Origin of the sequence: Algoriphagus sp. PAP.12 (genome assembly GCF_026652115.1) — a bacterium.
Lineage (GTDB): Bacteria > Bacteroidota > Bacteroidia > Cytophagales > Cyclobacteriaceae > Algoriphagus.
Map to the genome: position 1 here is coordinate 100,512 of NZ_JAPPSQ010000001.1, position 18,625 is coordinate 119,136.

Sequence of the window (18,625 nt, forward strand, 5' to 3'; positions counted from 1 at the left end):
AAATGCCAGATTCAGGATATTCCAAAACACCCCTTTTTAAGAAATTGGGAATCAAATCAGGGGATAAAATTCTCTGTTTGTATTCTCCAAAAGACTACAGGGCATTTTTCGAGTATCTACCTGATAATTTGGAGCTTATTTCAGAGGGTCATTTAATAGAAGGGCTAGATTTCATTCATCTTTTTGTCAAAAGCCAACAAGAACTGAAAGATGGCTGGAGCAAAGCTGTCAAATTCTTGAAAAAAGATGGAATTCTTTGGGTAAGTTGGCCTAAGCAAAGCTCTTCTATCTCTACAGAAGTTGGCAAATACGACATTATGCAATATGGCCTAGATCAAGGTCTGGTGGATGTAAAAGTTGCAGCAATCGACGAGGATTGGAGCGGATTGAAATTTATGTATCGAAAAAAAGACCGATGAAACAGCTTATAACATGCTTACTTTTCACCATTTTTTCTATTCAAGGAATGGCTCAAGAAAGACCTCAAATCGAAATCCAAACCAACTATGGAACAATGGTATTGGAACTATACAATGAAACGCCCCAGCATAGAGACAATTTCCTCAAACTAATTGAAGACAAGGTTTATGACAGCTTGATTTTTCACAGAGTGATTGAGGACTTTATGATTCAGGCTGGAGATACGGAAAGCAAGAATGCTAAACCAGGAGAATCAGTGGGTGAGCATGATTTACCTTACCAGATCCCAGCAGAAATCAGTCCCACTATTTTCCACAAAAAAGGCTCCCTCGGTGCAGCAAGGACCAATAATCCAGAAAGAGCATCAAGCAGCACTCAGTTTTACATTGTTCAGGGCAAGATTCAAAATGACAGTCTATTGACGCACAACCAAAACAGGATCAATACCTATTTGCAAAGACATTTCGCTATCAATGATGCTACGATCAAACCGCTTTATGACTCTCTAGAAAATGCCAGAGAAGCCAAAGACAGTATTCTGGTCAAAACTCTTTCTGATAAGTTAGAAAGCCAGGTAAAGTCCTTTGAGAGTTTTGAAAAATACGAGATCCCAGCCGCCCATAGAGAAGTCTATGAAACCATCGGTGGAACTCCACATTTGGATCAAAGTTATACTGTTTTCGGCCAGGTGATTTCAGGTTTGGAAGTCGTCGATGCTATTGCGGCTGTAGAAACCAATGAAAAGGACAGACCTGAAACCGATGTGATTATTCTAAAAATGAGAATCGTGCCTCCACCTATACCATAACTTTTATGAAAGCATTTGCTATCTTTTTTTACCTTTCCTCTGTTCCTTTCAAAAAGGGAGAGAGTGGATTTTTTGCCTTTCTTTTGCTTCAGCTTTTTGTGTTCCAAGCTCAAGGCCAAGACAAAGTTTTTATTGACAGTATTTCAGATCAAGCTCATTTCAAATACTCTGATTACGATTATCCGGAAGCCATCCGTCTTGCTCAAGAGGCGCTTTCATTAAGCCAATCCGAAGATTATCCAGAGGGAATTTTGAGGTCTCAGCTTTACCTTTTGATGGCTAGTCAAGAATCTAGCAAAGAGACTTATGACCCAAAACCTGTAGAAAGTCTCATTCCTGAATTGGAAGAAAAAGGTCTTTGGCTAGAGCAAGCTCGCGCACTTTCATTTCTTGCAAATACCTATGCTTTTTTTGGAGATGTTGAAAAATCAATTCAAAATCATTTAAAGGCACTTTCGATTTATGAGGAACATGAGATGATCACCGGTATGGCCAGTGTATATAATTCATTGGGGCTCATCTATTATGATCAGCATGATTTCGACGAGGCATTTTATTACATCAGAAAATCTCTAGCCATGGAAGAAGGCGTGGGAGATCTTAAAAGGGTGCATACCTCCTTGAATAATCTCGCTATCATTTTTGAATATACCGGACCGATTGACTCTGCTATTTTTTATCATAAGCAGGCATTAGGCATCGCTTACCAAACCAAAAACCCTTATTCGATTGGACTTTCACTGAGTAATCTTGGAAACAATTATGCCAACGATGGGCAATTGGATTTAGCAGAAAGCACACTATTAGAAGCTTTGAAAATAAGGGATTCCTTAGGCTATTCTCGCGGCTTAGCTTATACCCACAACCGACTTGCTAATCTTTATTTAGAGAAAAACGAATATCAGAAATCTCAATTTCACGCTCAAAAGTCACTCGAAAATGCTGAGCAAGCATCCGAGCTGAAAGTCATTCGGATGGCCTATGAGCGGATGATGGAGCTTGCCGAAAAAACAGGAAATACCGCGCAAGAATTGAAATATCTAAAACTTGCTACAGCACTGAAGGACAGTTTGCTCAATGATTCCAACACCAAGGAAATCACGCAAATGATGGCCAATTATGATTTTGAGAAAAGGCAAATGCTCGATAGCATCCAAAACGCTCAAGTCATGCGGGAGCAAAGTCTTCTCTATGAGGAAAGACTAAAAGTGGAACGTAACCGCCAAATTATTTTCCTCATTTCTGGTATTCTTCTGTTAGTTCTTGCCGTCAGCTGGTGGCGTAGATACATTTTTATCAGAAAATCTAACTTTGCGATAGCTGCTGAAAAAGAACGTTCAGATGATTTACTGCTGAATATTTTACCTAAAAATGTCGCTCAGGAATTAAAGGAAAAAGGATATTCTGATGCCAGGGACTTTGAAAAAGTTACAGTCATCTTCACGGATTTTGCCGACTTCACCAAAAAGGCCCAACACTTATCAGCCAAAGAACTGGTAAATGAATTAAATACTTGCTTCAAGGAATTCGATAAAATCGTTGAATCCAAAGGTCTGGAGAAGATCAAAACCATTGGAGACGCTTATATGGTTGCAGCGGGACTTGATTCTAAGTCAGATGCACATTCAGCTATCGAAGCCGCCCTTGAAATGAAGGAATTCATCCTAGAAAGAAATCAAAACCCTTCCATCCCTGCCAAAGCAAAATTTGATATGCGAGTAGGTATCAATTCAGGTTCGGTAGTAGCTGGGATTGTAGGTATCAAAAAATTCCAATATGATATCTGGGGAGACACAGTCAATACAGCTCAAAGAATGGAGTCGAATTGCGAGCTCAATCGAATCAATATATCTGAGAACACCTACGAACTCGTAAAAAATGACCCCCGATTTGAATTTGAATACCGGGGAGAAATTGAAGTCAAGGGAAAAGGATTGATGAAGATGTGGTTTATTATGCATTCAAAAACATCCTAATTTCTTATCTTTTCAAGGAAATCCATTCAGCTTGGGCTTTTGAAATCGGCAAGTAGTTTTTGAAAAACATTTTCATTCATCCTCAACAAAGTATCATTGAATAGAACTGGCTATTTTAGATTTTTCACCGTCTTGACGCTTTTCTGGAGCCTTTTTTCCTGTCAGGAGAATTCGAAACAGCCAGAAGCCGAACTTCGCCCAAACATCCTTTTAATAGTAGCGGATGATTTAGGCTATGCTGATTTAGGAAGCTATGGAGGAGACATTGAAACTCCCTATCTCGACCAGTTAGCAAAAGAAGGAATTCGATTTAGCCGGTTTCATACGGCTCCTTATTGTGCTGTCAGTCGGGCTATGATGCTTTCCGGGAATTTCAACCATGTGGCTGGCATGGGTTCTCAAGATTTGGTTACTGATGTTGCTGGTTATGAAGGAATGTTGAGTGAAAGAATTGTCCCCGTTCCTGAACTGCTACAGAGCATAGGATATCATACCTATATCACTGGAAAATGGCACTTGGGCCTGACACCTGAAGCTAATCCCGCTCTAAAAGGGTTTGAGAAATCCTTCGTCACTTTGGAAGGAGGTGCCAATCATTTTAGCAATCGCCTGTTATTTCCAGATAGCCCAGAATTGACTTATGGACATAAATCTCTCTATTCGGAAAACGGTGAAAAAACGGATTGGCCTGAAGGCAAGTATTCTACAGATTTCTACACTGACAAGCTCATCTCTTATATAGATTCCAATCAGGAAGATGGAAAACCATTTTTTGCTTTTGCAGCTTACACCTCTCCCCATTGGCCTCTCCAAGTGCCTGAAAAATATTGGAAAAAATATGAAGGCCGATTCGATGCAGGCTATGAAAAGCTTCGGGAAAGACGTCTCGAAAGCTTGAAAAAAGCTGGCATGATTCCTCCAAATGCAAAATTGCCAGAACCCCACCCTTCGATCAAACCTTGGGAAAGTCTATCTGCAGAAGAAAAAGCAAAAGAAACCCGAAAAATGGAAATCTATGCTGGCATGGTGGATAACCTAGATGAAAACATCGGCAGACTGATTTCTCATCTGAAAAACAAGGGGGTCTACGAAAACACCTTAATCGTTTTTCTTGCTGATAATGGCGCCGCGGCAGAAGACTTTTATTATCATGAGGCTTTTGGGCCCTATATTCAAGAACATTACTCGGATGCACTTGAAGAAATGGGGACAGAAACAAGCTTTATTTCTTATGGACCACAATGGGCTGAGGCAGGCACCGCACCTTTTCGATATTTCAAATCCTATACAACAGAAGGAGGAATGAATGCCCCAATGATCATTTCGGGACCTGGAGTAAAATACAAGGGATCAATCTCCAATGCCTTTGTCACGATCATGGATTTGGCGCCGACTCTTTATCAAGATGCCAAAGTCGAATACCCAAAAACTTGGAACGGAAAAAACATTACGCCATTGGCTGGAAGCTCTTTGTACCCAATCCTTTCAGGTAATGAAGATCGAATTCATGATTCGACTTATGTTTTTGGATTGGAACATCGGGAAAGAGGCATGCTTCGAAAAGGAAATTGGAAAATCGTCAATCTTGAAAAGCCTTTTAAAAAGGAAAACTTCCAGTTATTCAATATTTCAAATGATTTAGGAGAACAGGAAGACTTAAAAGACTCATTACCTATTAAATTCCAAGAAATGATCCAGGAATGGGATCGATTTTCAGAAAAAGTCGGTATAGTCATTCCAACCCCTAAACCATCAAACCACTAAGAATTTCAACTTATTATGATATTCAAAAAGCAAGTTTTAGTAAGCATACTTTTAGGTGTCGCTGCCTTACTTTCTCCTTTTTCTCAAACATTTTCTCAAACCTATGGCAAAAATGGAATGATCGTTTCGGATCATTATTTGGCATCTGAAGCAGGAATAGAGATTCTAAAAAAAGGTGGAAATGCCATTGACGCAGCAGTAGCAACTGCCTTTGCATTGGCTGTCACCCATCCTGAAGCAGGAAATATCGGAGGAGGAGGGTTTATTGTTTTCATGAAATCCGATGGAGATGTGACCACATTTGATTTTCGGGAAAAAGCGCCTTTGGCAGCAAACCCGACCATGTTTTTGGATGAGGAGGGGAAAATCAAAGACAATTCCAATCACCGTGGATTGCTTTCAGTTGGAGTACCGGGCACTGTCGCCGGTCTTTATCAAGCACATCAAAAATACGGCAAGCTTACTTGGAAAGAGGTGGTAGATCCAGCAGTAAAATTGGCCAAGAAAGGCTTCCCAATGTCTTGGGGTTTGTATCGAGTTGCTTTGAGAATGTCGGACAGGGATGATTCGTGGGATATAATGAAAAACTATTTCCGAGGTGCAGATGGAGAAATTGTCGCTCCCGGTGAAATTTGGAAACAACCGGCTCTAGCTAAGACTTTGGAGGAAGTCAAAAAGCATGGCAGGGATGGATTTTATAAAGGAAAAGTCGCTGAGGAAATTGAAGCCTACATGAAAGCCAACGGAGGAATCATCACCCAAGAGGATTTAGCCAAATATGAGGCGGTAGAGAGAAAGCCGGTTACGACCAAATTCAAAGACTTTGAGATTTTCTCTATGCCTCCTCCGAGCTCTGGAGGAGTGGCACTGATCGAAATGATGAATCTATTGGAAGCGGCGGATATTTCATCCATAGAATTCAATTCTACTCCCTATGTCCATTTAGTTGCTGAGGCAATGAGAAGAGCCTTTGCTGACCGAGCTGAGTTTTTGGGAGACCCTGATTTTAACCCGGAAATGCCTGTTGACAAGCTGATTTCTAAAGATTTTGCGAAAGCAAGATTCCAAAATCTGGATATGAACCATGCTTCTCCAAGTGATCCCTCGAAATACGGACAACTTTATGGTGGTGATCATACAACCCATTTTTCAGTCACAGACAAAGACGGAAATGCTGTTTCTTTGACTTATACTTTGGAGAATTCCTACGGTGTAAAAATGGGTTCCTCCAAGCTTGGATTCATTTTCAACAATGAAATGGGGGATTTCAACCCAGTCCCAGGAGTCACTACGGAAACCGGTCAAATTGGCTCGGACCCGAATTTGGTCGCTCCTGAAAAGAGAATGCTTTCCAGCATGACGCCTACGATTGTCGCCAAAGATGGCAAGCCCTATTTGGTGATTGGAAGTCCGGGAGGAAGAACGATCATCAATACCGTCTTCCAGACTGTTCTCAATGTTTTGGTTTATGATATGCGAATAGACCGAGCAATTGAAGCGATGAAAATCCATCATCAGTGGCTTCCCAATCAGATTGTTTATGAACAAAATCTCCTTTCCCCAGACACAAAAGCTGCTCTGGAAAAAATGGGACATAAACTAAGACCAACCACAAATCTGGGAGTGTTGATGGGAATTACCTTTGATCCAGAGTTAGGCACTTGGGTTGGGGCTTCGGACTCTTCTAGTGAGGACGGCGCAGCAAAAGGTTATTAATTAAAGATTTTATCATTTAATCATAATTGAAAATCCGTGGGAAATGACAATCAATTAAAAAGGGAAATCGGCGTATGGGGCCTTTCCGCCAATATCGTCAACATCATTGTTGGAGCGGGAATATTTGTGCTCCCGGCGATCGTTGCGGAAATCATGGGAGCATCCTCCATTCTGGTTTATCTTTTCTGTGGCTTTTTGATCGCTTTGGTCATGCTTTGTTTTGCCGAGGCAGGCAGCCAAATTTCTAAGTCAGGAGGTGGTTATGCTTATGTAGAAACTGCTTTCGGGCCTTTTCCCGGCTTTTTGGCGGCAGTTTTCATGATCACTGGAAGTGCATTTTCGGATGCTGCAGTCTCCAATGCACTAGTTGAATTAATAGGTATTGCCTTTCCTGAATTTTACTCACCTGCCACCCGTTTGTTCTTGTTGTTTTTGATTTTTGGTGGTTTGGCATTTCTCAATGTGATTGGGGTAAAGCAAGGAATCGGATTGGTCAAAGTGAATACGGTTGCAAAACTTACACCTCTTGTATTATTGATCATTTTTAGCTGGAAGGATGTTACTTTCTCAAATCTATTCTGGAAGGAAATGCCCTCCTTTTCACAATTCGGTCAAGCTTGTTTGATTCTGTTTTTTGCCTTCCAAGGTGGTGATGCAGGATTGACTGTGGGTGCAGAAATCAAAAATCCTCAAAGGACAGTGCCCAAGGCGATTTTCATGGGAATTCTATTTGTTCTTTTACTTTATGTCATGATCCAAACTGCCGCTCAGGGAGTTTTGGGAGATCAATTGCCTGAAAACAAAGAGGCTCCTTTAGCAGCAGTTGCAAACATTGTCTTCGGACCTATTGGATATACAGTTTTATTAATTGGAGCAGGCATTTCCATGTTTGGAATGCTCAGCGGAGAAATATTAAATCTTCCTCGGGTACTCTTCGGATTGGCTAGTGACAGGGTTATTCCAATTGACATTTTGGCTTCGGTTCATAAGAAGTTCAAAACGCCTTACCTAGCTATTTTACTTTATGCTGGTATAGGTTTTACCCTAGCTGCTTTGGGAGGATTTCGCCAATTGGCAGTAATCGCCTCCGCGAGTATGCTTTTGGTATATTTCGGTGTTGCTCTTTCTGTTATCAAACTTCGCCAAAAGGGAAATTCAGAACCAGGAAATTTCAAAATCCCATTTGGCTACACTGTTCCTATTCTTTCAGCAGGAATCATCCTATTTTTCCTATCGAATTTGACAGTCTATGAAAAATCTGGAATTGCAATATTTTTCTTGACCCTTACCATTATATACTTCATTATCAAAACCATACAACGAAAAAGATTGAATAAATAAGTTCCTCCTAACCTTTAAATAAATGGAAGCTTTTAAGAAAATTTTCACCCTGATATTTCTGGTAACATCTAGTTTAGGAATTGCCTTGGCACAAGAGGATGATGTACAATTGATCAAAAAACAGAGAAAAGCCTCTAATCGGGCACTACGAGAATTTGATGAGGAGCTTAATAACACATTCCATACGGATGACATTTTAATCACGACAGGAGCTGGAACCCTTATTTCTGGAAAGGCACAATTGAGTGCATATATCCAAAAAAATGCATCAGGGCCTAAAATGTATTGGGTCAGGACTCCTGACGAAATCATCGTGAACCCCGAAACTAAACTAGCATGGGAAAAAGGGACTTGGAAAGGATTTATTGAAGGCTCCGAGGAGGCTGTTGTAGGAGGAAATTATGCGGCTCAATGGACCAAAAAATCTCGGAAATGGCTGATACAGTCCCAGTTGTTTGTCACTCTTCCTCCAATGTAATTCACTCCATTTCTTCCCATCGCTCTTTCATTTTATCCAAACTCTTCTCCAAAGACTTCACTGCTCGAATTGTTTGATTGGTAGGTTCTACATCTGCGGCCTGGATCAATGTGAGCATAAATAGAAATTTATTCTGAAGGCCAACCAATGTTTCCTCATCAGCATCCATTTCATAGATGCTTCCATACATGGTGTCCTGCATTCCCGCACTTCCATTTCCTCGAAGTTTCATTTGCGCCGCAGGGGGACTAGCCAATCCATCTATCACCTCCACAATTTCCTGAAGCTCCAAATAGCCATAATAACAATCCAAACTTAGGTCTGTTTGCATCTTCAATGCCTCTTGAGAAATGGAAACCCTAGGATCCATGACAATTTCTATTGGTTTTTCGGACACATCACCATCTACCGTTAATCGAACTTGGTATGTCCCCGGGGCGACAAATGGACCTACTGGACCACTTGGTGTATTTTTATAAACAGCTGCTATGGAGTAGCCCTGTCTTGCACCTTTAGGAGGTTCATATCGCAAGTCCCAAACATAGCGATGGTGTCCAGGTGACAGACCCAATTTTTGATCTGGCCTAATCCAATATGTCGGATGAGGAAGAGAGGTGGAGTCAATCTTAGGATGCTCATCGGCACTTGAAAAAGTTCGAATGATTTGACCTTGATTATCCAAAATTTCCAACTTTACATTTTGTGCATTTTCTCCCAAATGGTAATCCAAAATTGCCCCATCAGGTGGATTTTGCCCTGTTGGTTCCTCTGGTGGAAGTGGCGTATCTGAGAACATATTTCCTCTTACTCGAATTGCTTTGGAGGGAGAATATAAAAATGACTTCTCTTTAGTTGAATTGGCTAATTCCCTCAAAGGAGCAATATTATCCAAGATCCAAGCCGATCTTCCATGAGTTCCTATTACCAGATCATTTTCATGAATGACCAAATCTCTTATGGAAGTAGCTGGCATATTCTGTCTAAGTGATTGCCAAGTCCCCCCATTGTCTATAGAAAAGTAGACTTCCCGTTCGGTACCTGCGTAAAGCAGACCTTCTTTTTTAGGATCTTCCCGAACGACATTCACAGGACCGTTTGGATTCAATCCATCTGTGATCAAATCCCATGATTTCCCTCCGTCAGTGGTTCGAAAGACATAGGGAGTCATATCATCTTTCCGAATTGCATTGATCGCAATAAAAGCTGTATTTTCATCAAAATGACTGGCATCGATTTGAGATACCTTATCCCAAGAAGTCAAATTAAGGGGCGTCACATCTTTCCAATCTACTCCCCCATTTTTGGTGACATGAACTCTCCCATCATCAGTCCCAGCCCATATTATTTTTTCATTTAAAGGAGATGGCCCAATGGAGTAAATCACCCCTCGTCTAGCCATATTTTCCATTTCTTCTGTTTTGTAATGGCCAATACTTGAAGGTAAATCTGGCTTTTCATAGGTCAAGTCTGGACTGATAACTTCCCAACTTTTCCCTTCATTCATTGTTTTCCACAGGACATTTGTTCCAAAAAGCAGCATATCATCATTTGCTGGATGAAAAAGCAAAGGCATAGTCCTCACATATCTATAATCCCCTGAGCGCAAAGCTTCAGGTGCCACATTAGTCGCTTGACCAGTCCTTTTATCAAATCGCATCAAACGACCTCCATAAATGATATTTGAATCTTTCGGATCAGGAGCTACATAGGCATATTCATCCGCTCCCACTCCCATAAATTCCCTAAAGCTAATTTGACCACCATCGCCTCGGCTGGCGATTCCGATGGCTCCACTTTCTTGTTGACCTCCATACACCCAATAGGGAAAAGCATTGTCTGTCGCAACGTGATACAATTGGGAAGTCGGTTGATTATACCAAGAGCTCCAAGTGCGACCGGCGTTCACAGTGACTACTGCACCTTGGTCCGCTACAAAAAGCATGATATCCGGATTGATAGGATTGATCCAAATCCTATGGTAATCATCACCTCCTGGCGCACCTTTCAAAGATGACCATGTTTTGCCACCATCAGAAGAGGTATAAGAAGCCACATTCCCTACATAAAGTCGATTGGAATCTTTCGGATGAATTTTGATTTCTGCAAAATCTCCGCCTCTTCCCCAGAGTCTTCTATCCTGATGGATCAACTCCCAGCTTTCTCCTCCATCAATGCTTTTATAAATCCCTCCATTCTGACGAGCGTCTACAGTTGCAAACATGATTTTGGAGTTGCTATTGGAAATTCCAAAACCGATTCTCCCTAAACCTTGGGATGAATCTGGAAGTCCATTGGTGATTTTCCTCCAATTTTCTCCACCATCGGTACTTTTATAAAGCCCACTGTTTGGGCCTGAAAAAGCTGCATTTTCCCAAGGACCTTCTTGATGTTCCCACATATCGGCAAAAAGTATCTCTGGATTGTTTGGGTCAAATTCTACTTGGATTGCCCCTGTATTTTCATTGATATAAAGAACCTTTTCCCAGGAATCTCCTCCATCAATTGTTTTAAAAACTCCTCTTTCCTCATTGGCACCATATGGATGACCTAATCCCGCCACGAAAACAATATCTGGATTAGTAGGGTGCACGATCAATCTACCGACTTGTTGGATATCACCCAGTCCTTTATGTGCCCAGATTTTCCCGCCATCCACACTTTTGAAAATTCCATCTCCAACCCCCAAGTCTGGTCTATGAAGTCCTTCTGCACTCCCCACATAAATGATATCTGGATCACTCAATGCCACAGCAATATCTCCAACAGATCCCGTCGGGGCATCATCAAAAATCGGGAACCAAGTCCGCCCAAAATCATCTGTTTTCCAAACGCCTCCATTATTAACTCCTATAAAAAAAACGTTGGGTTGATCCGGTATTCCTACTCCTCCCACAGTTCTACTGGCCCTAAAAGGCCCTATCATCCTATAGTCCAATTCCTGATAGGAATATTTAGGAACTTGCCGCCCATAAATATTAGAAAACGAGAAGGTTAAAAGAATTACAAAAAATTGATGGATATTAGGATAAATAGTCATTTTTAATGAAATGGTTTACCTATTTTAATTAATATGCTTTTGAAAACCAATCTAAAAGGATCATTCCGTACCATTTAACTTGCCCAGTGCCCAACTATAATTAAGCCAACCTAATTATGTCATTTTAAATGATATCCCTATTTAGAAAAATCCGCAAAAAGCTCCTTACAGAAAATAGGGTCACACGATATCTTGCATATGCTATTGGGGAAATCATCCTTGTTGTTATTGGGATTTTAATTGCACTTCAAATCAACCTTTGGAATGAAGGTCAAAAACAAGCTAAATCTAGGAGACAGTTTACAGAATCATTGATTTTGGAGCTTCAGAAAGACAGTGTTTTTCTAAAAGAGTCGATAAATAACCTGAGCAACCGAATTGAAATGCTCCAGGAAATAAAGGACAGAATCAATTCCCCCTTTGCTAGTTTGGATACCCTCGATTTCATTATGAAATACGAATATAATCCTAGTTTTGTCAACCCAATCGGCTTAAATAAAAACACTTTCTCAACCCTAGCTTCCTCCGGACAGATTTCTCTTTTTAACAATCAGGATGCTGGTCAAATCCAAACCTACTACCAATCAGCCTTAGACATTGAAAGTTTCCAAATAGGTCAGCTCGACTTTTACCGGGATACCTTTTCGGAATTTCTGGAGAAAGTTCCATCCGCAGACAACATGACCCAATATCCATTATTGGATCCGGGAAATCTAAAAGAACAAATTTGGAAAGGGGTGAATATGGAGGAAGCCCGACTTCAGTTTGGAGGAATCACCACCCTCCAAAATCATATTTTCCTGACATTCAGAAACATGGACCGGGAACTCTTTGACTCTAATCAGAAGCTTATTCAACATCTTAGAGAAAACTCACAATGATTTCAATATTTCGATCAATCCGCCAAAAACTCCTGCAGCAGAATAAGATTACGAGGTATATAGCCTATGCTTTAGGAGAGATATTCTTAGTGGTGATAGGGATATTAATTGCCCTTCAGGTCAATAATTGGAATGAAAACAGAAAGCTTGCAGACCGAAAGAAAGTTCAGTTGGAAAACCTCCAGCAGGATTTCGAAGAAAACCTGAATTCGTTGAACTTCCTCATTTCCTTTTTGGAAGACCGAGAAGATTATGCCAGGCAAGTAATTGGACTTTTAGATTCCTTACCCCATTCATTGGACAGTATATCTACCGTTTTTGCATTGGAGCGATCTGGATTTACCCATTATTTCAATCCCAACCAACCCACATATGAGGAGATGAAGTCCTCTGGTACGCTTAGCCTGATTTCCAATAAAGAGCTAAAAAATGTCATGTTAACTTATCAGGCTTTTTTAGAATATAACCATCTCATGGAAGAAGGAAACAGAGAGCCAATCGATACTTATGCCGACCAAATCATTCGGTATATGGATCCTGAATTTGGAGATATTGATATCACAGACAATGATTCCAAGGCTTATGCTGGAGTTAAATTTGACCTGAAGGCTATGTCAAATGATCCTGAAATTCGATACCTTCTAAAGGTTATCATCCATAAAAGTATCGTAGAAGCAGGATATAAAAACCGAATGTTAAGAAGCCGCCTTCAGTATATCATCGAACTGATCGAAGAGGAGAAAAAATCAGAACAGTATTAATAAAAAACCAGCGTGTCAATAATATGATTTCAATCCTCAGAAAAATCCGACAAAAGCTTCTCTCCGAGAATAGGGTGTCCCGATACCTTGCCTATGCTGTAGGGGAAATTCTACTAGTTATGATCGGTATCCTTTTAGCACTTCAAGTGAATAATTGGAATGATTCGAGAAAAAATCAAGAAGAAAAAATCACTCTATTGAAAGCCATAAAGCAGGAGTTTCAAGGTAACCTTGAAAGAATTAAAAACCACAGAGAGGAATTGGTCCTTAGGAATAAATATGGCCTTGCTGTTCTCAATATTTCTGCCGGTCAGCAATCCAATATACCAATGGATTCTGTACGGTATTATGCTTCCTTGATGATTTTCCCTCAGACACCTTTACTTACCAAATCCACGATAGAGGAAGCCGTTTCATCTGGGAAATTGGGAATGCTCGATAGCGAACTAGCAATACAGCTATCCATGTACCTGGATTATTTGGAAGGATTCAGGGAAATGAACAATGGATTGAGTCAAAACGAGACTGCCCATGATTTTATAAAGATGGGAGCCTTTGACAGAATTTTTAACGACTACTTCCCTGAAAAAAAAGCAGCAATACATCCAGAATTCAAATTAGACGATGCCGCATTTTTCAGTTTTATCCAATCTGCTGAAACATACAGCAAATTGACAAACCTTTACATGGAAAACACCTCCAAAGAACTTTGGATTCAAGCAATAGAAGAAACACTAGAAAAGTCTCTAGAGGAAATCGAAAAAAGTCTAAATCCTTAAGCCATGCTAGCTTTCTTCCGCAAAATCCGTCAAAAACTCTTTCAGCAACAGCCTGAGGGAAAGGCTGGAAATAGAGTTACCCGATACTTGGTTTATGCCATAGGGGAAATCATTTTGGTGGTAATTGGGATCTTAATTGCCCTTCAAGTCAATAATTGGAATGAGAGCAGAAAGCAAAAGGAGGAACTGAAACTGTTTTATAAAGGATTGCTGGCAGATTTAGTGAAAGACACTATTGAAATCAACCGGTCTATCGAAAATTATAAATTCCTGTTGGATTACAATCAAAACTTGGAAAATAGTCTTCATAATCCACTATCCAATTTGGATACATTCCAATCAGTAGCTACCCGATTTAATCCCTACATAGGAAATTCTTTTTTTTCAAATCAAACGACTCTCAATTCATTTGAATCTTCTGGTAAACTAGAATTAATTGATGATACGATTCGATATAAGCTTTTGGAGTATAAATCACTCACTGAAAAGATTTTTAATTTAGATCAGACCAATTCATCTATATACCTGGACAGAGTAGCGCTTTATTCCCAAAATTATCAATTCGGGGAAATCAAAAGTCCCTATTTACAAAAGTTGAATGTGATCAAAGATGAAAGGCAGTTTGTGCTATTATTAACCGTATTGGTGGAGTATAAAAGTATTTACCTCTCCATAAGCTTGAATGGATTAAAATTTTTAAAAGAACAAGAAGATGCTCTTCTTCAACTAATCAATCAGAAAAATAAATGATCTCATTTTTTAGAAAAATCCGGCATAAGCTCCTCGCAGGAAATCGGGTGACTCGGTATTTAGCCTATGCTATAGGTGAAATACTACTTGTGGTAATTGGAATCTTGATTGCGCTGCAGGTCAATAACTGGAATGAAAACAGAAAACAACAAGAGGCTGAACAAAGACTTCTAAAAGCCTTACTTGAAGAGTTTGAATCCAACTTAGATATTCTCGATAAAGCAATCGCTTTAAATGATTCCAACATTTCATCCAGCTTAACTTTGGCAAACTTTACGGGCCCTTCATTAGAGAATTTTGATGAAAAGAAACTTTCTGAATCAATGGTTGGGGTTTTCAAATTTGATCCTCTGTATATTCCAAACCGAGGAACGATTGATGAAATCATCAATTCTGGGCGGCTTTCCATCCTTTCTGACCCAGCGCTACGCAAAGCTATTTCTTCCTGGAAAGCTGATTTAGAGTTTATAAAAAATCAAGAATCCTATGTGGTTGCAAGAAGAGATCTTGCACATGAGTTTTTCCTAAAATATGGCAATTTCAGAAGGCATTTAAACCTGATTGAAGAAAGTTTGGTGGAAGTCACGCCCAGTAGATTTCCAAATAATGACTTCAAATTCCTCGAAAACCAAGAATTTGAAAGTCAGCTATTCTTATTTATTGTTGCCTCTAAAGGCCTGAGTGTCGGTTTCTATCTTCCCCAGAAAGAAAAGATTCAATCAATTATTGAATTGATCAAGCAAGGACTAAAATAAATTTATGATCTCTTTTTTTCGAAAAATCCTCCAAAAATTCCTCTCAAACCAACCTGCCGGCAATTCAGGAAATCGAGTTACCCGATACCTGGCATATGCCATAGGAGAAATCGTTTTGGTGGTCTTTGGGATTTTGATTGCGCTGCAAGTCAATAACTGGAATGAGGATCGAAAAGCCAATAATGCAAGAATTGAATATACACACGCCCTTCTTGTTGAACTTGAAAAAGACAGTGGTCAACTAGCGGATGAACTGGAGGCAATCGATAGAAGGCTAGAAACTGTAACGAGTTATTTTGACAGGCTTTCTCAATCCAATTCAAATTTGGACACCTTGTTCAAAATCATGCGAAATGAAGCAGACCCATCTTTTGTCCGCCCAAGTAACCTCCATACAAATACCTATCTCACCTTGACCTCCACCGGAGAAATCGGCTTTTTTGATTCTCCACTGGGTGAAATGATCCAGAATTATTACCAGAAGGCTGATCAAACCTACAATAGCGCGATTGAACAAACCCGCTTTTATCAAAACATTTTTTCAGAATATCATTTCAACATTCCCAAGCCTCATGAATACAATGATAGCCCGGTCTTAGACCAACTTGAGAACATCATGGATAAACCTAAAGCGCTTTTGGTTTTCAACGGAATGCTTTCGATCAAACGGTTTAACCTCCGGTTTTTTAAAGATTATCACGAGGAAATGATTTTATTAAATTCCGAGCTTAGTAAAAGACTTCAAGAAAGCCTAAATTAAAACTACCTCAAATCACAAATTTTATGGGACTATTTTGGGATCTAATCCAACAAAGCCAAATCCACGATCAAAAATCGAAAGCTGAAACTTTGGAGATCCGAGTTAGAAATCTGGAAAGAGAGCTTTACCAGACTAGAGAAATCCTCACAAAGACTCTTAAAATCCTCGAAGAACAAACTGGAAAAGATTTAAACGGAGATGGGAAAATTGGCTGAAATGAAAGGGCTTTCTCCCCCATCTCCATCATAGTTAGGAAATGAGACAAAATAAAAAATTAGTCATAACAGGAAAGTAATCAAAAATTGATTTTGTACTTTATAAGACCACTATTCTAACTGCCAACTTCTTTGAAAATTATTTTCACCAAGGAATCCCCTTAAATGCATGAAGATTTTTCTGGCACTCCTATTAATGATTTTGGTCCAATTCGTAGCTTTTAGTCAAAGACCTGATCGTTTTGAAAAAAAAATGGAAATTCTCCAGTTAGAATTTGAAAATGCAGCTTCGGATTCCCTAAAGAAACAGGCCGCAGTAGAACTTATTAAGGCGAAGATTGAAAAAAGCATAATCACAGCAAACCTTGGTGAATATGCGACCTCTTATATTGAATTTAGGCAAGCCTTTGAGTTTTGGGAATCCCCTGAAATGAAATCACTTTTCACAGATTCGGATAAAGATCAGAAAGAGTATTTTAGTAATCTTTCAAATTTGACCTATAACTATGGCCATTTGATGGGTGTAACAGGAAATACTGAAGAGCAGTTGACTCAGTATCGACGAGCATTTCACTTGGCAAGGAGAATCCGAGATTTCCAAAATATGGTCATGGCCATTTCTGGTATGGCGCAAATTCACCTAGAGGATGATGAGCTGGATTCTGCCAAAAGTAAAATGGAAAGGTTTTCTGATATCCCATCTGAGTATTACACGGAAACCAATTATTCAGATATTCTCTATTTGGACGGCATGATCAAATTTAGAACTGAGAATCTAAATGGAGCAAAACATGCCTTTCAAGAGGGTTTACAGGATGCTACCCATAAATCATATATCGTAGGACTTACATCTAATAGCCTTGGGCTTTCCAAGGTTTATACTTCCACAGGAAATCAGGATTCAAGCCTCTATTTTGGTCAACAGGCAATTCGGTACCTCAGGAGAATACGTGAAATTCAAATGTTTAGAATGGACCTTTCGACGGCTTATGAAAACTTGTACGAACATTTTTCACATTTTAATCAACCCGACAGCGCCTATAAATACCTAGAGTTGGCATTTTATGAAAAGAAGAAATTCACAGATCAAAACACCAAAAATCTAGCTGCTTTTCAGGATGTCTTGCTCGAAAGGGAAAAAAAACTAAGCGAAATAGAAACTGAAAAACTTGAACTTCAAAGTCAGTACAAAACCAATTTTTTACTGATGATTATTGCAGTATTCCTTGTATTAGCTATCATTTTGATTTACAATTATAGGAGGCAAGACAAAGCCAATAAATTATTGGCAAAACAAAAAGAGGAGATCCACTCCGCATTGGAACAACTTAAATCCACTCAAGCCCAACTCATCCATTCCGAGAAAATGGCTTCGCTCGGTGAGCTGACCGCGGGCATTGCGCATGAAATCCAAAACCCTCTCAACTTTGTTAACAACTTTTCCGAAGTCAGCGGTGAACTTATCGAGGAGGCGAAAGAGGAAATCGAAAAAGGAGATCTAGAGGAAACCAAGTTTATCCTTCAGGATCTAAAAGACAATCTTACCAAAATCAACCACCACGGAAAGCGAGCTGGATCCATCGTTAAGGGAATGCTGGAACACAGCCGAAAGTCGGACGGCCACAAAGAATTAACTGATATCAATAAATTGGCTGATGAAAGCCTGCGTTTGAGTTTTCATGGACTTCGTGCGAAAGACAAAAAATTTCAAGCAAACTTCAAGGTGCAGTTAGACCCAAATTTGCCCCTAGTTAAAGTAGCACCTCAGGATTTTGGCAGAGTCCTACTCAACCTAATCAACAATGCTTTTTATGCTGTCAATGAAAAGGCTAAAAGTGCCTCAGAGACGTACATGCCAGAGGTCACTGTATCCACCCGAGAAACCCAATCAGGAATTGAAATATCAGTTGCGGACAACGGCTCAGGAATCCCCGATTCTATCAAGGAGAAGATTTTTCAACCATTTTTTACGACAAAGCCAACAGGTGAAGGGACTGGTCTGGGACTGAGTTTGAGCTATGATATCATCACCAAAGGACATGGAGGAGAATTGAAAGTAGAAAGTAAAGAAGGAAAGGGAACTGAATTTTTAATAATCCTAAAAAAATATTGACTTTAAATTACTGATTTTCTTTACATTATACTTACCCATAAAGAATCTACCAAACCTCTTTTTTATGGGTC

At 39.8% G+C, this 18,625-nt stretch carries 16 protein-coding genes; 15 read left to right on the plus strand and 1 reads right to left on the minus strand.

From position 1 onward, the window contains the following. The first annotated feature begins 2 nt into the window (after positions 1–2). The 7 genes from O0V13_RS00470 (at position 3) to O0V13_RS00500 (ending at position 8,503) form a co-directional block, all read left to right on the plus strand. Positions 3–419 carry a DUF3052 family protein gene (locus O0V13_RS00470; protein ID WP_268033026.1) on the plus strand — a complete coding sequence of 139 codons (417 nt, stop codon included), beginning with the start codon at positions 3–5 and terminating at the stop codon, positions 417–419. Further along, on the plus strand, positions 416–1,228 hold the full coding sequence (locus O0V13_RS00475; RefSeq protein WP_268033027.1) for a peptidylprolyl isomerase: 813 nt from the start codon (positions 416–418) through the stop codon (positions 1,226–1,228). The genes O0V13_RS00470 and O0V13_RS00475 overlap by 4 nt, the downstream gene beginning before the upstream one ends. A gap of 5 nt (positions 1,229–1,233) precedes the next feature. Further along, positions 1,234–3,204 (plus strand): adenylate/guanylate cyclase domain-containing protein, encoded by a 1,971-nt coding sequence (locus O0V13_RS00480; protein WP_268033028.1) that lies wholly within the window; start codon positions 1,234–1,236, stop codon positions 3,202–3,204. 96 nt (positions 3,205–3,300) lie between these two features. Beyond that, positions 3,301–4,968, plus strand: a complete 1,668-nt coding sequence (locus tag O0V13_RS00485) for an arylsulfatase (protein ID WP_268033029.1) — start codon at positions 3,301–3,303, stop codon at positions 4,966–4,968. A 15-nt stretch (positions 4,969–4,983) separates the two neighbouring features. After that, a complete protein-coding gene (ggt, locus tag O0V13_RS00490; RefSeq protein WP_268033030.1) occupies positions 4,984–6,684 on the plus strand; it encodes a gamma-glutamyltransferase in 1,701 nt (566 codons plus the stop codon). Between the two features lie 36 nt (positions 6,685–6,720). Further along, positions 6,721–8,025 (plus strand): APC family permease, encoded by a 1,305-nt coding sequence (locus O0V13_RS00495; RefSeq protein WP_268033031.1) that lies wholly within the window; start codon positions 6,721–6,723, stop codon positions 8,023–8,025. A gap of 22 nt (positions 8,026–8,047) precedes the next feature. Beyond that, positions 8,048–8,503: a DUF4440 domain-containing protein gene (locus O0V13_RS00500; RefSeq protein ID WP_268033032.1), complete on the plus strand. Its 456-nt coding sequence runs from the start codon at positions 8,048–8,050 to the stop codon at positions 8,501–8,503. Position 8,504: 1 nt separating this feature from the next. Here the strand turns inward: O0V13_RS00500 and O0V13_RS00505 are convergent, their stop codons facing one another. After that, a complete protein-coding gene (locus O0V13_RS00505) occupies positions 8,505–11,540 on the minus strand; it encodes a WD40/YVTN/BNR-like repeat-containing protein (RefSeq protein WP_268033033.1) in 3,036 nt (1,011 codons plus the stop codon). Between the two features lie 128 nt (positions 11,541–11,668). Between O0V13_RS00505 and O0V13_RS00510 the strand changes: the two genes are divergently transcribed. The 8 genes from O0V13_RS00510 to O0V13_RS00545 all read left to right on the plus strand — a co-directional run bounded on the left by O0V13_RS00510 (position 11,669) and on the right by O0V13_RS00545 (position 18,554). Next, complete coding sequence (locus O0V13_RS00510; RefSeq protein WP_268033034.1) at positions 11,669–12,421, plus strand: DUF6090 family protein; 753 nt, start codon at positions 11,669–11,671, stop codon at positions 12,419–12,421. Beyond that, entirely contained in the window at positions 12,418–13,182 is a 765-nt protein-coding gene (locus O0V13_RS00515; RefSeq protein ID WP_268033035.1) for a DUF6090 family protein, read from the plus strand. The genes O0V13_RS00510 and O0V13_RS00515 overlap by 4 nt, the downstream gene beginning before the upstream one ends. Before the next feature lie 23 nt (positions 13,183–13,205). Further along, positions 13,206–13,961, plus strand: coding sequence for a DUF6090 family protein (locus O0V13_RS00520; RefSeq protein ID WP_268033036.1), 756 nt, complete (start codon positions 13,206–13,208; stop codon positions 13,959–13,961). A gap of 3 nt (positions 13,962–13,964) precedes the next feature. Further along, the gene (locus O0V13_RS00525; RefSeq protein WP_268033037.1) at positions 13,965–14,711 is read left to right on the plus strand and encodes a DUF6090 family protein; all 747 of its coding nucleotides are present in this window, start codon (positions 13,965–13,967) and stop codon (positions 14,709–14,711) included. Continuing rightward, the gene (locus O0V13_RS00530; protein WP_268033038.1) at positions 14,708–15,466 is read left to right on the plus strand and encodes a DUF6090 family protein; all 759 of its coding nucleotides are present in this window, start codon (positions 14,708–14,710) and stop codon (positions 15,464–15,466) included. The genes O0V13_RS00525 and O0V13_RS00530 overlap by 4 nt, the downstream gene beginning before the upstream one ends. 4 nt (positions 15,467–15,470) lie before the next feature. After that, entirely contained in the window at positions 15,471–16,226 is a 756-nt protein-coding gene (locus O0V13_RS00535; RefSeq protein ID WP_268033039.1) for a DUF6090 family protein, read from the plus strand. Between the two features lie 23 nt (positions 16,227–16,249). Further along, positions 16,250–16,441, plus strand: a complete 192-nt coding sequence (locus O0V13_RS00540; RefSeq protein WP_268033040.1) for a hypothetical protein — start codon at positions 16,250–16,252, stop codon at positions 16,439–16,441. A 169-nt stretch (positions 16,442–16,610) separates the two neighbouring features. Further along, positions 16,611–18,554, plus strand: a complete 1,944-nt coding sequence (locus tag O0V13_RS00545; RefSeq protein ID WP_268033041.1) for a sensor histidine kinase — start codon at positions 16,611–16,613, stop codon at positions 18,552–18,554. Positions 18,555–18,625 lie beyond the last annotated feature (71 nt).

Excerpts from the sequence above, each read along its gene's own strand:
- O0V13_RS00470 (WP_268033026.1), top strand. The coding sequence starts at position 3 with ATGCCAGATTCAGGATATTCCAAAACACCCCTTTTTAAGAAATTGGGA.
- O0V13_RS00475 (WP_268033027.1), top strand. The coding sequence starts at position 416 with ATGAAACAGCTTATAACATGCTTACTTTTCACCATTTTTTCTATTCAA.
- O0V13_RS00480 (WP_268033028.1), top strand. The coding sequence starts at position 1,234 with ATGAAAGCATTTGCTATCTTTTTTTACCTTTCCTCTGTTCCTTTCAAA.
- ggt (WP_268033030.1), top strand. The coding sequence starts at position 4,984 with ATGATATTCAAAAAGCAAGTTTTAGTAAGCATACTTTTAGGTGTCGCT.
- O0V13_RS00500 (WP_268033032.1), top strand. The coding sequence starts at position 8,048 with ATGGAAGCTTTTAAGAAAATTTTCACCCTGATATTTCTGGTAACATCT.
- O0V13_RS00505 (WP_268033033.1), bottom strand. The coding sequence starts at position 11,540 with ATGACTATTTATCCTAATATCCATCAATTTTTTGTAATTCTTTTAACC.
- O0V13_RS00510 (WP_268033034.1), top strand. The coding sequence starts at position 11,669 with ATGATATCCCTATTTAGAAAAATCCGCAAAAAGCTCCTTACAGAAAAT.
- O0V13_RS00515 (WP_268033035.1), top strand. The coding sequence starts at position 12,418 with ATGATTTCAATATTTCGATCAATCCGCCAAAAACTCCTGCAGCAGAAT.
- O0V13_RS00520 (WP_268033036.1), top strand. The coding sequence starts at position 13,206 with ATGATTTCAATCCTCAGAAAAATCCGACAAAAGCTTCTCTCCGAGAAT.
- O0V13_RS00525 (WP_268033037.1), top strand. The coding sequence starts at position 13,965 with ATGCTAGCTTTCTTCCGCAAAATCCGTCAAAAACTCTTTCAGCAACAG.
- O0V13_RS00530 (WP_268033038.1), top strand. The coding sequence starts at position 14,708 with ATGATCTCATTTTTTAGAAAAATCCGGCATAAGCTCCTCGCAGGAAAT.
- O0V13_RS00535 (WP_268033039.1), top strand. The coding sequence starts at position 15,471 with ATGATCTCTTTTTTTCGAAAAATCCTCCAAAAATTCCTCTCAAACCAA.
- O0V13_RS00540 (WP_268033040.1), top strand. The coding sequence starts at position 16,250 with ATGGGACTATTTTGGGATCTAATCCAACAAAGCCAAATCCACGATCAA.
- O0V13_RS00545 (WP_268033041.1), top strand. The coding sequence starts at position 16,611 with ATGAAGATTTTTCTGGCACTCCTATTAATGATTTTGGTCCAATTCGTA.